Here is a 13,537-nt window from a genome sequence, read left to right on the forward strand (position 1 = left end):
CTCTAGTGCCAATGGCCTGATCACGCAAACAGCAAAGTTAGCCGAAGATGATGGGCATCGGGCGGAAAATTGGCCCGCTTTTGTCAATTGGATAAATAATTTGACCAGTTGGCGAGGCAGGCTCTATTCTGCGGCACCGGTTCACCTTCCAGGCATTCTGTTGAGCGACATTTTTTCCAGGATCGAGCATTCGCGCACCGCCGACGAGGTGGTGCAGCAGATCGAGAGCCTCATCCTCGAAGGCGTGCTGCGCACCGGCGACCGGCTGCCGGGCGAGCGCGAGCTTGCACGCCAGTTCGACGTATCCCGGCCGATCCTGCGTGATGCGCTGAAATCACTGGAAGGACGCGGCCTTTTAACGACAAGACCCGGCGGCGGCACGCATGTCGCCGATGTCATCGGCCAGCTCTTCACCAAGCCGGTGACGGACCTGATCTCGATGCACCGCAAGGCAGTGACCGATTATCTGGAATACCGCCGCGAGATCGAAGGGGTCGCGGCTGAATATGCCGCACGTCGCGCCACTCCGGAAGACATGGCGCTGCTCGACAAGATCATGGCACGCATGGACGATGCGCACCGGACCGGCGACTTCGACGACGAGGCCGAGATCGATGTCGAGTTCCACCACGCGATCTGCGAATGCGCGCACAACATCATCCTTTTGCACACGCTGCGCTCCTGCTACCGGCTGTTGTCGGAGGGCGTGTTCCAGAACCGGCTGCTGGTGTTCACCGTGCCCGGCGCGCGCGACGCCCTGCTGGCGCAGCACCGGGCGATCCATGCGGCGGTGAAGGCCGGCGACCCTGCCACCGCCCGGCAAGCGGCGATGGACCACATCACCTATGTCGAACGATCGATGGCGGAGGCCGAGCGCAGCGGCGACTGGCAGCGCGTCTCGCGACTGAGGCTGAAACAGCGCGTTGACGCCACCGATACCGAACCTGCACGCAAACGCTCCTAGCTATTAGCTATCGAAACGGGAAGCCCATGAGCCAGATCCTGACCATCGCCGACCTCAAGGACCTCGCACGCCGGCGCGTGCCGAAGATGTTCTTCGACTATGCCGATTCCGGTTCGTGGACCGAAAGCACGTATCGGGCCAACGAAGAGGATTTCCAGAAGATCAAGTTCCGCCAGCGTGTCCTCGTCGACATGGACAACCGTTCGCTGGCATCGACGATGATCGGCGAAAAAGTGTCGATGCCGGTGGCATTGGCGCCAACCGGCATGACCGGCATGCAGCACGCCAATGGCGAGATGCTGGCGGCGCAGGCGGCGGAGGAATTCGGCGTGCCGTTTACCTTGTCGACGATGAGCATCTGCTCGATCGAGGATGTCGCCTCGGTAACCACGAAGCCGTTCTGGTTTCAGCTCTATGTGCTGCGTGACAAGGATTTCGTGCTCAACCTGATCGACAGGGCAAAGGCCGCGAAATGCTCGGCGCTCGTGCTGACGCTCGACCTGCAGATTCTCGGTCAGCGCCACAAGGACATCCGCAACGGGCTTTCGGCGCCACCCAAGCTGACGCTGACGAACATCGTCGACATGGCCATCCGCCCGCGCTGGTGCGCCGCCATGGCCGGCACGAAGCGGCGGACCTTCCGCAACATTGTCGGCCACGCCAAGGGCGTCGGCAACATGGCCTCGCTGGCATCGTGGACGACGGAGCAGTTCGACCTGCATCTGTCGTGGAAGGACGTCGCCTGGATCAAGGAGCGCTGGGGCGGCAAGCTGATCCTGAAGGGCATTCTCGACAAGGAGGACGCGCTGATGGCGGCCAAGACCGGCGCCGACGCTATCATCGTTTCCAACCATGGCGGGCGCCAGCTCGATGGTGCGTCGTCGTCGATCGGCGTGCTGGAAGAGATTGCCGACGCGGTCGGCGACACGATCGAAGTGCATATGGATGGCGGCATCCGCTCCGGCCAGGATGTGCTGAAGGCGCTTTGCCTCGGTGCCAAGGGAACCTATATCGGCCGGCCATTTCTTTACGGCCTGGGCGCGCTTGGCAAGGAAGGGGTTACCAAGGCGTTGGAAATCATCCGCAAGGAGATGGACATCACGCTGGCGCTGTGCGGAAAGCGTCTTGTCACCGACATGGGCAAGGACCAGCTCCGGCGCTAAGCCCGTGACCGCGTGACCACGGAGACACCGAAAAATTGGCAGAACCCGGCATCCATTTTCTCGACGCGCATGGGCCGGAAGGTGTGCGTCTTTATGCGATCGGCGACGTCCACGGCCGGCTCGACCTGTTGGCCGCCATGCATGGGCGCATCAGGGCCGAGATCGAGCAGGAGGCGCCTGCCGACTGGCGCGTCATCCATCTTGGCGACTATGTCGACCGCGGGCCGGACTCAAAGGGCGTCATCGATTTCCTGATCGAAGCGCGAGGGCGCGACCCGCGAAATTTGATGCTGGCCGGCAACCACGACATCGGTTTTCTCGATTTTCTCAAGACCCCTGACCCGGAAGGGCTTTTCATCCGGTTCGGCGGTATCCAGACGGCACAGTCGTACGGCGTGGCGATCAGTGAAGGCACAAGCGTGTGGTTCGGCAAGGCCGAATCGGCTGTGCGCAAAGGACATCAGGCCCTGGTCGAGGCCGTGCCGCAAAGCCACATCGACTTCCTGCGATCGCTGCCGTTCTCCGTGACTTTCGGGGACTTCTTCTTCTGCCATGCCGGCATCAGGCCGGGTAATCCTCTGGAGAAGCAAAACCCGCAGGACCTGATCTGGATCCGCGACGTCTTCCACAACCACCCCGACCTCTATCCGAAGATCGTGGTGCACGGCCACACGCCGGTGCCGGAGGCGGAAGTGATGGCCAACCGCGTCAATGTCGACACGCTTGCCTGGCAATCAGGCATGCTGAGCGCGCTCGTCGTCGACGGCGCGGACAAACGCATCCTGACAATGACGATCAAGGAAGCTTGAGCGTCGCGCGTCGGAGAACGCGAAAGACGCATCCTGCCTTTAGCGCAGCGAGGCGGTGACGCCGTAACCGTCGACGGCGTTGTGGTTGTTGGCGGCGTCGGCGGCATAGATGCCGAGACCGCACAGCACGATGGCGGACAACATGGCAAAGGACAGAAGCGCTGCTTTCACGGAGGTCATCTCTTGTTGAGCTTTCTGCATCTGTGCACCAGGCGGTTACCAATGCGTTGAAACGGAGAATTCGCTTCAAAGTTTCGACGATTTTGCGCTTCTAGGCATGTTCTGTATCAACGGTGTGTCGCGCGGGTCACACAAAAGGTTCATAGCCGTTGCACAGAAGATGCAGAGCGCGCGCCTTCTAGGATGGCGGGCGGACACAAGCCAAGAATGAAACGGTTTTCCCCAGGCGGTTTCACCGCCGCGTGCCAATTATGTCACGCTGGAGGGCAACCGAGGGACGGATGCTCAGAGACTGTTTCGAAATTTGCTCTGGCGAGTCATATGGTGGGGGTTTCGAGAACCGTAGCGCAGCGGACATTTGGTCCGTGAGCAACGGAAGCGCAGAAAACGCCATCAGATGGCCGCCAGAGTAGAATTTCCAAACAGGCTCTCAGATGGTCGCTACCCAGGCACGAGCTATGGCCAGGCCAGCGGCATCCGCATCGGGCCCGTTGCGGGCCATTTCGCCATCAAGCTTGCCGGCCCAGTCGGGATGGCGAGCGGCGATGGTCGGGGCAAAGGATGTGCTCCAGTCCTTGACCATCGGCCGGTCGGCCTCGAAATGGAACTGGAAGCCGTAGACGGCGCGGCCGACGCGAAATGCCTGGTTCTCGGCGACATCGTTGCCGGCAAGCCGCACGGCGGCCTCGGGCAGCACGAAGGTGTCGTCATGCCACTGGAAGATCGGGAATTTCTCCGGCAGCGCGCCCAGCACAGGATCGCCCTTGGCGTCCGCCGTCAGCGACACGCCGTGCCAGCCGAACTCATTGGCGCCACCGATGCGGTTTTCGCCGCCGAAGGCACGGGCAACGAGCTGGCTGCCGAGGCAAATGCCGAGCACGGCGCGATCCTTGTCGGCAAAGTCGCGGGTCAGTTCGAGCAGTGCCGGGAAATAGGGGTACTCATCGTCGGCCAGCGCGTTCTGGCCCCCGCCGAGCACCACCATGGCATCATGCCCGGCCGCGTCATCCGGCAGGGGATCGCCTTTGTAAGGGAGACGCAGGTCGAGATCGGCACCCGCTTCCGCAAGTGCTGCGCCTACCTGGCCGAGGCCGGTATTGTCGTAGTTCTGGACCACCAGCACCCGCATCACAAAATCCTGCTGACATGAAAAAGATGCGACGAGCGATATCATGCCGCTCGCATTGCAGCCAAGATGCGTGTCTGGAGAGAAAACTATGCCACTGCAGAACCGGGTCGATCCGTTCGGGACCATCCACGCCGTGCCCGATCGCGGCCTCTTCACCGGCAATCGCGGCATCATCCACGACCCCGAGACGAAGACGCTCAAGAAAAAGCGCTGGGCGCTTCAAGCCTGGATCATCTGCGTCTGCCAATTCCGAAATGTGCGGCGCGAACCGATGGGCCGCAACCGGAAGGGCGGCAAAGCGGGCTGGACCGAGCTGTTCTTCCTCGACGAGGTGACCGCATTGGCGGCCGGGCATCGCCCCTGCTTCTTTTGCCAGCGCGAACGGGCCAGGGATTTCGTCGGCCGCTTCGGCGAAGCGTTCGGCATTGCCGAGCCGCGCGCGCCGATGGTCGACAGGCGGCTGCACAAGGAGCGGCAGGCCTCGGGCGGCAAGCCGCCAGGGGTTGCGGTTGAAGACCTTGCCGGCCTGCCTGACGGCGCCATGGTCGCGGATGGCGCCACCCTTTATGCTCTGCGCCGGGGCGAGACACTGCGCTGGTCGTTTGCCGGATATGGGCATCCCGGCGATTTCGGCCTGCTCAAAGGCAAGACACTCTCGCTGCCGACGCCGGCCACAACGCTCTGCGTGCTGCGGCATGGCTTTCGGCCGGTGTGGCATCCGACCGCCGAGGCTTGACGCCGGCGGCAGGCTCGCTCATTCCTCGGCGATGCGCGCCAATTACAAGATGCAACGTCTGTTCGTGCCCGACGATCTCGCGCCGGATGTCGAGTTCGACGCCGGCCAACAGCAGAGCCACTATCTCCTGCATGTGCTGCGGCTTGCCGAAGGCGCCGAAATCCTGGTGTTCAATGGCCGCGACGGCGAGTGGTCGGCAGCCATATCAGCGAAGACGAAAAGGGCGGTGCGGCTGAAGGTGTCGGCGCTGCAGCGGCCGCAGCCGCCGCTGCCCGATCTCGTCTACTGCTTCGCGCCGCTGAAGCAGGGCAGGCTCGACTATCTCGTGCAGAAGGCGGTCGAGATGGGCGCCGGCATCCTGCAACCGGTCATCACCCAGCACACGCAAGTGGCCAAGCCGTCGATCGATCGCCTGCGCGCCAATGTCGTCGAAGCCGCCGAACAATGCGGCATCCTGGCCGTGCCTCAGGTGCACGAAGCCGAAAAATTCGACCGTTTGCTGACCGGCTGGGACACTCAGCGACGGCTGATCTTCTGCGATGAGGATGCTTCGACCAACAATCCGCTGGCCGCGCTGCAGGCGGTCAAGGAAAAGAAGCTTGCGCTGCTGGTCGGGCCGGAGGGCGGCTTTTCCGACGACGAGCGCAAGATGCTGCGCGCCCTGCCCTTCGTCACCGCCATTCCGCTCGGCCCGCGCATCCTGCGCGCCGACACGGCGGCGGTGGCCGCGCTCGCGGTGATGCAGGCAACTGTCGGAGACTGGTGAGACGTCATCCCTTGCAAGGGACGCAGAGTTCCAGCAACGTTCAATTCCTGTTGACCTGTGGCTCAGGATTTTTCGCTTGATCGTCTGCTGACATTTCGTCCATTTACCGCCGGCGGTCATCCGGCCGCCTCTGAGGGTACCATCATGGCGCGCGATACGACCGATTTCCGCCCGATCGAAGGTGTCGACGAACTCGTCGAGCACCTGGCCGAAGGCAACAAGCCGCGCGACAAATGGCGCATCGGCACCGAGCACGAGAAATTCCCCTTCTATGTCGACGGCAATGCACCGGTCCCCTATGGCGGCGAGCGTGGCATCCGCGCCATTCTCGAAGGCATGCAGTCAAAGCTCGGCTGGGATCCGATCGTCGATGACGGCCGCATCATCGGCCTGGTCGAACCGACCGGCCAAGGTGCGATTTCGCTGGAGCCCGGCGGCCAATTCGAGCTTTCCGGCGCACCGCTGGAGACGATCCACCAGACCTGCCGCGAGGGCAACGCCCATCTGGCGCAGGTGCGCGAGATCGCCGAGCCGATGGGCATCCGCTTCCTCGGCCTCGGCGGCAGCCCGAAATGGTCGCTGGCCGAGACGCCGAAAATGCCGAAATCGCGCTACGAGATCATGACGCGCTACATGCCCAAGGTCGGCACCAAGGGCCTCGACATGATGTACCGCACCTGCACGATCCAGGTGAATCTCGACTTCGAGAGCGAGGCCGACATGCGCCGCAAGATGCAGGTGTCGCTGAAGCTGCAGCCGCTGTCGACGGCATTGTTCGCCAATTCGCCTTTCACCGAGAGCCACCCGAACGGCTTGCAGAGCTGGCGCGGCGACATCTGGCGCGACACCGACAACCAGCGCTCGGGCCTGCTCGAATTCTGCTTCTCGCCCGATTTCGGTTTCGCCGACTATGTCGAATGGGCGCTCGACGTGCCTATGTACTTCGTCATCCGCGACGGCCGCTACCACGACATGACGCACATCACCTTCCGCCAGTTCATGGCCGGGGCCGCGCGCAATGAGGTGCCGGACGGGCTGCCGACAATGGGCGACTGGGCGAACCATCTGTCGACGCTGTTCCCGGACGTGCGGCTGAAGCGCTTCCTCGAGATGCGCGGTGCCGATGGCGGGCCATGGCGGCGCATCTGCGCGCTGCCGGCCTTTTGGGTCGGGCTGCTCTATGATGAAGCCGCGCTCGATGCCGCCGAGGCGCTGACCGCGAGCTGGACGTATGAAGAAACGCTGGCGATGCGCAACGCCGTGCCGGAACAAGGCATTTCCGCGCCGTTCCGCAACACCACGCTGCGCGAGATCGCGCGTGACGTGATGGTCATTTCGCGCATGGGGCTGAAGAACCGTGGCAAGAAGAACCGCGACGGCTACGACGAGACCTCGTTCCTCAACACGCTCGACGAAGTCGTTGCGCGCGGCACAACCAGCGCCGAGGAGATGCTGTCTGCCTATCACACGCGCTGGGGCGGTTCGATCGAGCCGGTGTTCATGGAATACGCCTATTAACCCTCGGATTTGGCAAAGCTGACCGGCCGGCAAAAGCCGCTTCAATCGGAAGTGGAAACAAACTAGGCTTCTTCGGCGAGGATTTCCGGAGGAGAGACCAATGCCTTCCTTGTTCGACATGCTGACACAGGCCCAGAACGGCAACGGCATGCAGGCGCTTGCCCAGCAATACGGGCTTTCGATGCAGCAGACGCAAGCCGCGGTCGCCGCATTGCTGCCCGCCTTTTCGCAGGGGCTGCAGCGTAACACCGCCGACCCTTACGGGCTCGGCGCCTTCATGACGGCGATGGCCAGCGGCCAGCACGCCAAGTATTTCGAGGACGCAACCCGGGCCTTCTCGCCGCAAGGCGTGGATGAGGGCAACGGCATTCTCGGGCACCTGTTCGGTTCGAAGGACCTGTCTCGCGCCGTGGCCAGCCAGGCGGCGCAAGCCAGCGGCGTCAATCAACAGATCCTGCAGCAGATGCTGCCGACGATCGCCTCGATGGTCATGGGCGGGCTGTTCAAGCAGACGACAAACCAGATGCAGGCCGCCGGCGGTTTTGGCGGCGTCGGCAACAATCCGCTCGGCGAGATCATCGAGCAGATGATGCGGCAAGGCGGCGGCATGCAGGCCCCGGCACCGCAACCGCGCCAAGCGCCGCCACCCCAGAACCCGATGGACAACCCGCTGGGCAAGGTGTTGCAGGACATGTTCGGCGGCGGCGCGGCTCAGCCACAGCCGCAAAGCCAACCGCAGCCGGCGCCCAGTCCCTACGGCGACAATCCGCTCGGCAAGGTGCTGCAGGACATGTTCGGCGGTGGCGCGCCGCAGCCGCAAGGGCGGGCGCAGCCGCAGCCTCAGCAGACACAGAGCCCCTACGGAGACAATCCGCTGGGGAAAATCTTCGAGGAGATGCTGCGGCAAGGTGGCGGTGGCTTAGGCGGCATCCCCGGCGGACAGCCGGCGCCGCAACAGCCTCAAGCGCCCCCACAGCAGCGTCAGGCACCGCAGCCACAGGCCAATCCGAGCGGCAGGCCGAAAAACCCGTTCGACGACCTGTTCGGCAAGATGTTCGAGACCGGCGCCCAACAGCGTGACGACTACCAGAAGGGCGTGGAGACGATCTTCGACCAGTTCAAGCGGGATATGGATCGACGGTAGGCGGTCTTCGCTGAGGTAGAAAGAGAAAAGCCCGGTCCTGGGAGGACCGGGCAGAGTGCAGGCGGGCCGGGGGGATCCGGCAGGGAGTGGGAGCCTGCATACTCGTCAGTCGCATCGAACCCCGAAAAGGTTCACGGCAACCTGAACAACAAGCAACAGATCAGGCCACCTTGCGGGCGATGTCCTCGATCGTTTCGACGCGATCGCTGGCGATTTCGCGCAGCATCGCCGTCGGGTCGCGGCCAAACGGCACGTCGATGGCGACGTGCAGGTCGCCGCGCGTCAGGCCGATATCGGCGAGTTCGGCGTCCGACATCTCGCCAAGACGGTAGAAGGCACGGCGGTTTTTCCAGGCGCGATAGAAATTGGAGACGGTGTTGGACACGCGAGTCGCAACGGCCGGACGCGAGGTGATGCGCGAGGTCTCGGTGGCGAAATCAAACGTGGTCATTGTCGGTCTCCTTCAGACTGCCGCATGACCCCGAACCGGAGGTTCGGAAAAGGATCATGCGCAAATCAAAGTTGCTACAGCGTCCTTTGCGCGTCCAAAGGACGCGCGGCGCTGTAGGGCGGGCGAGACCAAGCAATCGGCGCTGGCGACAGCGGCCGTTCCGATCCCAATTCACATGCCTTCATGTGGACAATGCCAATTTGCCATCGGCCGATTGATTAATCCAACGAATGTTTCTAATCTTTACCATCAACCCCAGTGATGGATCATATCGATGAAATCGCCGCTCGATCTCGATCAATTGCAGACCTTCATCTCGATTGCCGACACCGGCAGCTTCACCAGGGCGGCCGAAGAGGTGCACCGGACCCAGTCGGCGGTGTCGATGCAGATGCGCCGACTGGAGGAGCGGCTCGGCAAGCCGCTGTTCGAAAAGGATGGGCGCACCAACAGGCTGACCGAGGAGGGCGACAAGCTGCTCTCCTATGCGCGGCGGCTGCTCTACCTCAACCGCGAGACCCTGGCGGCCTTCGATGACCGGCGGCTCGAAGGCACGATCCGCATCGGCACGCCCGACGACTATGCCGACCGTTTCCTGCCCGAGATCATGGCGCGGTTCACGCGCTCCAATCCGCGCGTCGAACTGACCGTCATCTGCGAGCCGACGCCGGGGCTGGTCGAGCATATCAAGCGCGGCAATCTCGACCTCGCGCTGGTGACTCACAACGACGTACGCGGCCAGTCGGAGGTGGTGCGGCGCGAACCGCTGCTATGGGTCACCTCGGCCAACCATGCGACGCATGAGCAGGAAACGCTGCCGATGGCCTTTGGCCGGCCGAACTGCATCTGGCGGCGCGCCGCCGTCGATGTGCTCGACCAGCAGAACCGCGACTATCGTATCCTGTTCACCAGTTTCTCGGCCACCGTCATCACCGCCGCGGTGCTTTCGGGCCTGGCGATCTCGGTGCTGCCGGAATGCGCGCTCAGGCCTGGCATGCGGGTGCTGAGCGAAGCCGACGGCTTCGGCGCCCTGCCCGATTGCCGCATCGGCATCATGCGCGGCCAGACGTCGCGGCCGGAGATCGTCGATGCGCTCGCCCGCCATATTTCGGAAAGCCTGGACAATATCTCCGTGCCGGTCGGCGAAGACCCCGGGACATTCGATTTCGCGGCACTGGCCTTCACCAAGCTGCGGCGAACCAAGCCGAACCAGATCCTGCCCGGCTGGTAGGCAGGCTCAGGTATGCGGGTTATGAACGGCTGGCCCGACGCAACCGCCTTGACGCGGGCGCCCAACCGTTCCCCAATCGGCCGATGAGCGACGCAGCATCCGAATCACGCACCAACGCCGCCGAATATACGGTGAGCGAGATTTCCGGCGCGCTGAAGCGCACGGTCGAGGACGTTTTCGGCAATGTGCGGGTGCGTGGCGAAATATCAGGCTATCGCGGGCCGCATTCGTCCGGTCATGCCTATTTCGCACTGAAGGACGACCGTGCCCGCCTCGACGCCGTGGTGTGGAAAGGCACGATGAGCCGGCTGAAATTCCGCCCCGAGGAGGGGATGGAGGTGATCGCCACCGGCAAGCTCACCACCTATCCCGGCAAGTCCAACTACCAGATCGTCATCGACAATCTGGAGCCTGCCGGCGCCGGCGCCCTGATGGCGCTGCTGGAAGAGCGCAAGCGGCGGCTTCAGGCCGAGGGGCTGTTCGATACCGGTCGCAAGCGGTTGCTGCCGTTCATGCCGCGCGTCATCGGCGTCGTCACCTCGCCGACAGGGTCCGTCATCCGCGACATCATCCACCGCATCAAGGACCGCTTCCCGCTGCACATCCTGGTCTGGCCGGTGCGTGTTCAAGGCGAGACGTCAGGCGCGGAAGTGACTGCCGCGGTCAACGGCTTCAATGCGCTGGCCTGGGACGGCGCCATTCAGCGTCCCGATCTGCTGATCGTGGCGCGTGGCGGCGGCAGCCTCGAAGACCTCTGGGGCTTCAACGACGAGGCCCTCGCCCGCGCGGTTGCCGCTTCCGGCATTCCGGTGATCTCGGCCGTTGGCCACGAGACCGACTGGACGCTGATCGACCTCGTTGCCGATGTGCGGGCCCCGACGCCGACGGGTGCGGCCGAAATCGCCGTGCCGGTGAAGGCCGACCTCGAAGCGACGCTTGCCAGCCTCGGTGCGCGGCTGAAAGCGGCGGTCCTGCGCAATTTCGAACGCAAGCGGCAGGCCGCCCGTGCCGCCGCCCGGGCTCTGCCCTCGCCCGATCAATTGCTGGCGCTGCCGCGGCGACGCCTCGACGAGGCGACATCCAGGCTCGGCCGGGGCCTGTTGGTCTCCACCGAACGCAAGCGTGCAAGGTTTTTTGCCGTAAAACTGACACCGGCAATGCTGTCGCAGCGCATTGCCGAGGCGCGGCGCACCAACGAACGCAATCTTTTGCGAGCACAAGGAGCACTGCGCTCCCTGGCAAGAGCCCGGCGTGCGGAGCTTAACCGAGCGGCGGATCAATTGCCAAAATGTGCCAGGGCATCGCTGCAGCGGCACAAGCAGCAACTGGCCATGCTGCAGGGCCGCATCACGATCGAGCCGACGGCCCGGCGGCAACGCGTGCAGAGGGATTTGCTGACAGCTTTGACAAGACGCGGCACGCAAGCGGTGGTGCTCAGGCTGGAGCGCCTGCGTGGCCGCGTCGTCCAGGCCGACAGGTTGATGGCGTCGCTGTCGCACAAGGCCGTCCTGGCGCGCGGCTTTGCCTTGGTGAAGGACGCCGACGGGGTGGTGATCAAGCAGGCTGCCGAGGTGGCGTCGGGAATGGCGCTTTCGCTCGAGTTCGCCGATGGCACCGCCGATGCGGTGGCAATCAGCGGCACTGCAAAACCGAAAGCCGTGGCCAAGCCGGCGGCCAAGGCCAAAGAGCCTGGCAATCAGGGATCCCTATTCTGACGCCATGACCGACAATCCGCATCATCTGACAACGCCCTCAGGCAAACCGCGCGCGCGAAATTTCGGCATCAGCTTCGACGGGCGGCCCGGACCGTTTAACGCGATCACCGATGTGCCCGGCGTCGCGGTCGGCTATGCGACGCTGATCTCGGGCGATGGCGCGCTTGTCGTCGGCGAGGGACCGGTGCGCACCGGCGTGACCGCGATCCTGCCCAGGCCGCTTGCCGACCTCGCCACCCCGGTCTTCGCCGGCATTTTCAGCCAGAACGGAAACGGCGAACTGACCGGCTCGCACATCGTCGAGGAAACAGGCGCTTTCAACTTCCCGATCACCGTCACCAACACGCATTCCTGCGGTGTTTCCCGCGACGGCACGCTGCGCTGGATGCAAAGCGTGCTGCCGGCCGCACTCGACAGCGGCTGGGGGTTGCCGGTGGCGGCGGAGACCTATGACGGCTTCCTCAACGACATCAACGGCCACCATTTGACGTCGGAGCATGTTGCGCGGGCCCTCGACAGTGCCGCCGGCGGACCGATCGAGGAAGGCAGCGTCGGCGGCGGTACCGGCATGATCACCTTCGGCTTCAAGGCCGGCTCCTGCACGGCGTCGCGCATCGTCGAATGGCACGGCCGTGCCTATACGGTCGGCGCCTTCGTGCAGTCCAACTTTGGCAAACGGCGCAATATTGCCATTCGCGGCCTGCGCGCCGGGCCGGAACTCGTCGAACCGGCTGTCCGCGAAGGCACACCGCGTGCCGAAAAAGGCTCGATCATCGCCGTCATCGCCACCGACGCACCGTTCCTGCCGCACCAGATGAAGCGGCTGGCCCGACGGGTGCCGCTTGGCGTCGCCTTGACCGGCGGCTTCGGCTATCACAGTTCAGGCGACATTTTTATCGCCTTCTCGACCGCCAATGCGAGCGCGGCGCTGGCGCCCTCCGGCCGCATCGCCAGTGCCGATTTTATTCCCGACACCGACATCGATCCGTTTTTCGATGCGGTGATCCAGAGCGTGGAGGAAGCAATCCTCAACGCGCTGGTTGCCAATGACGATATGACCGGACGCGACGGGAATTTCGTGCCGGCGCTGCCGAAGGCGTGGCTGAAGGAGAAGTTTGGCTGAAGACAAAAAGGCGGGCCACAAGCCCGCGCTGAAACAACGTCGCCGCTATGCGATCATTCCGCGGCTTTGATCATTCCGCGGCTTTTTTGGGGGCCTGCTGGCTTTCCTCGGCCTCGGCGGCTTCCTCAAGCCGGGATGCGATAAGTTCCTGGATATCGCCGACTTCTTCCTGGATATCCTCCAGCGGAATGCCGACCTCGGCCGCCTCGGCGGCGCACTCCTTGGCCAAAGTTTCGGCCTGCTTGTCGATCCTTGCCTGGGAGGATTGGCAATGGACCTTTTCGCCGATCCATCCCCGCAAGAATTCGATGGCGTGTTCACTCATACTGCTGTTCCCTGGCGGCAAAGCCGGTTGGTAATCATAAACGTCGACATCCCGCAAAGGATGCATGTCCCCATTCCAGCCGAGTCGCGGTCAGCCGGCAAGCCAATGCCGTCCAAGGTCCACAGAGCCATAGGAAATCGAGGGGTCAAGAGCATTTTCTGATTCTGGAGGGGTCGGTACCGTTGGCTGGGTCACACCCAGCGCTGCGCGACTGTTTCTATTTGCTTTTTTCCGGTTTCCGAGCCGATTTCCGTCACAATAGATGGCGCAACACACTACACAT

At 63.5% G+C, this 13,537-nt stretch carries 14 protein-coding genes; 10 read left to right on the forward strand and 4 right to left on the reverse strand.

From position 1 onward, the window contains the following. Positions 1-160: 160 nt before the first annotated feature. The 3 genes from MESCI2_RS0104820 to MESCI2_RS0104830 are packed head-to-tail and all read left to right on the forward strand — an operon-like array spanning position 161 to position 2,936. Positions 161-964, forward strand: coding sequence for an FCD domain-containing protein (locus tag MESCI2_RS0104820; RefSeq protein WP_027035571.1), 804 nt, complete (start codon positions 161-163; stop codon positions 962-964). Between the two features lie 26 nt (positions 965-990). Continuing rightward, positions 991-2,127 carry an alpha-hydroxy acid oxidase gene (locus tag MESCI2_RS0104825; protein ID WP_027035572.1) on the forward strand — a complete coding sequence of 379 codons (1,137 nt, stop codon included), beginning with the start codon at positions 991-993 and terminating at the stop codon, positions 2,125-2,127. Positions 2,128-2,162: 35 nt separating this feature from the next. After that, a complete protein-coding gene (locus MESCI2_RS0104830) occupies positions 2,163-2,936 on the forward strand; it encodes a metallophosphoesterase (RefSeq protein WP_027035573.1) in 774 nt (257 codons plus the stop codon). A gap of 39 nt (positions 2,937-2,975) precedes the next feature. Here the strand turns inward: MESCI2_RS0104830 and MESCI2_RS1000000139140 are convergent, their stop codons facing one another. Together MESCI2_RS1000000139140 and MESCI2_RS0104840 are read right to left on the reverse strand one after the other, a co-directional pair. Then, positions 2,976-3,107: a hypothetical protein gene (locus MESCI2_RS1000000139140; RefSeq protein ID WP_013893872.1), complete on the reverse strand. Its 132-nt coding sequence runs from the start codon at positions 3,105-3,107 to the stop codon at positions 2,976-2,978. A gap of 439 nt (positions 3,108-3,546) precedes the next feature. After that, the gene (locus MESCI2_RS0104840) at positions 3,547-4,245 is read right to left on the reverse strand and encodes a type 1 glutamine amidotransferase (RefSeq protein ID WP_027035574.1); all 699 of its coding nucleotides are present in this window, start codon (positions 4,243-4,245) and stop codon (positions 3,547-3,549) included. A gap of 88 nt (positions 4,246-4,333) precedes the next feature. Here MESCI2_RS0104840 and MESCI2_RS0104845 point away from each other — a divergent pair, with 88 nt between their 5' ends. The 4 genes from MESCI2_RS0104845 (at position 4,334) to MESCI2_RS0104860 (ending at position 8,409) form a co-directional block, all read left to right on the forward strand. Then, positions 4,334-4,981: a hypothetical protein gene (locus MESCI2_RS0104845; RefSeq protein WP_027035575.1), complete on the forward strand. Its 648-nt coding sequence runs from the start codon at positions 4,334-4,336 to the stop codon at positions 4,979-4,981. A gap of 31 nt (positions 4,982-5,012) precedes the next feature. Continuing rightward, positions 5,013-5,747, forward strand: coding sequence for a 16S rRNA (uracil(1498)-N(3))-methyltransferase (locus tag MESCI2_RS0104850; protein WP_027035576.1), 735 nt, complete (start codon positions 5,013-5,015; stop codon positions 5,745-5,747). Between the two features lie 144 nt (positions 5,748-5,891). Then, the gene (locus MESCI2_RS0104855) at positions 5,892-7,265 is read left to right on the forward strand and encodes a glutamate--cysteine ligase (RefSeq protein WP_027035577.1); all 1,374 of its coding nucleotides are present in this window, start codon (positions 5,892-5,894) and stop codon (positions 7,263-7,265) included. 100 nt (positions 7,266-7,365) lie between these two features. After that, positions 7,366-8,409 (forward strand): DUF937 domain-containing protein, encoded by a 1,044-nt coding sequence (locus MESCI2_RS0104860; protein WP_027035578.1) that lies wholly within the window; start codon positions 7,366-7,368, stop codon positions 8,407-8,409. Positions 8,410-8,569: 160 nt separating this feature from the next. Here MESCI2_RS0104860 and MESCI2_RS0104865 read toward each other — a convergent pair whose 3' ends face one another. Then, complete coding sequence (locus MESCI2_RS0104865; protein ID WP_027035579.1) at positions 8,570-8,860, reverse strand: DUF1127 domain-containing protein; 291 nt, start codon at positions 8,858-8,860, stop codon at positions 8,570-8,572. Between the two features lie 274 nt (positions 8,861-9,134). Here MESCI2_RS0104865 and MESCI2_RS0104870 point away from each other — a divergent pair, with 274 nt between their 5' ends. The 3 genes from MESCI2_RS0104870 to MESCI2_RS0104880 all read left to right on the forward strand — a co-directional run bounded on the left by MESCI2_RS0104870 (position 9,135) and on the right by MESCI2_RS0104880 (position 12,929). Next, positions 9,135-10,091, forward strand: a complete 957-nt coding sequence (locus MESCI2_RS0104870; RefSeq protein ID WP_027035580.1) for a LysR substrate-binding domain-containing protein — start codon at positions 9,135-9,137, stop codon at positions 10,089-10,091. A gap of 83 nt (positions 10,092-10,174) precedes the next feature. Next, complete coding sequence (gene xseA, locus MESCI2_RS0104875; protein ID WP_027035581.1) at positions 10,175-11,806, forward strand: exodeoxyribonuclease VII large subunit; 1,632 nt, start codon at positions 10,175-10,177, stop codon at positions 11,804-11,806. Between the two features lie 4 nt (positions 11,807-11,810). Continuing rightward, a complete protein-coding gene (locus MESCI2_RS0104880) occupies positions 11,811-12,929 on the forward strand; it encodes a P1 family peptidase (protein WP_027035582.1) in 1,119 nt (372 codons plus the stop codon). A 70-nt stretch (positions 12,930-12,999) separates the two neighbouring features. On the opposite strand, the gene MESCI2_RS0104885 is transcribed toward MESCI2_RS0104880, so the two are convergent. Then, entirely contained in the window at positions 13,000-13,320 is a 321-nt protein-coding gene (locus MESCI2_RS0104885; protein ID WP_245270217.1) for a hypothetical protein, read from the reverse strand. Positions 13,321-13,537 lie beyond the last annotated feature (217 nt).

This window comes from Mesorhizobium ciceri WSM4083 (assembly GCF_000519305.1).
GTDB lineage: Bacteria > Pseudomonadota > Alphaproteobacteria > Rhizobiales > Rhizobiaceae > Mesorhizobium > Mesorhizobium ciceri_B.

Bases quoted from the DNA above. Each gene is read 5' to 3' on its own strand.
- MESCI2_RS0104850 (WP_027035576.1), top strand. From the start codon at position 5,013: ATGCGCGCCAATTACAAGATGCAACGTCTGTTCGTGCCCGACGATCTC.
- MESCI2_RS0104885 (WP_245270217.1), bottom strand. From the start codon at position 13,320: ATGCATCCTTTGCGGGATGTCGACGTTTATGATTACCAACCGGCTTTG.
- MESCI2_RS0104845 (WP_027035575.1), top strand. From the start codon at position 4,334: ATGCCACTGCAGAACCGGGTCGATCCGTTCGGGACCATCCACGCCGTG.
- MESCI2_RS0104860 (WP_027035578.1), top strand. From the start codon at position 7,366: ATGCCTTCCTTGTTCGACATGCTGACACAGGCCCAGAACGGCAACGGC.
- MESCI2_RS0104880 (WP_027035582.1), top strand. From the start codon at position 11,811: ATGACCGACAATCCGCATCATCTGACAACGCCCTCAGGCAAACCGCGC.
- MESCI2_RS0104840 (WP_027035574.1), bottom strand. From the start codon at position 4,245: ATGCGGGTGCTGGTGGTCCAGAACTACGACAATACCGGCCTCGGCCAG.
- MESCI2_RS0104825 (WP_027035572.1), top strand. From the start codon at position 991: ATGAGCCAGATCCTGACCATCGCCGACCTCAAGGACCTCGCACGCCGG.
- MESCI2_RS0104865 (WP_027035579.1), bottom strand. From the start codon at position 8,860: ATGACCACGTTTGATTTCGCCACCGAGACCTCGCGCATCACCTCGCGT.
- MESCI2_RS0104855 (WP_027035577.1), top strand. From the start codon at position 5,892: ATGGCGCGCGATACGACCGATTTCCGCCCGATCGAAGGTGTCGACGAA.
- MESCI2_RS0104870 (WP_027035580.1), top strand. From the start codon at position 9,135: ATGAAATCGCCGCTCGATCTCGATCAATTGCAGACCTTCATCTCGATT.
- xseA (WP_027035581.1), top strand. From the start codon at position 10,175: ATGAGCGACGCAGCATCCGAATCACGCACCAACGCCGCCGAATATACG.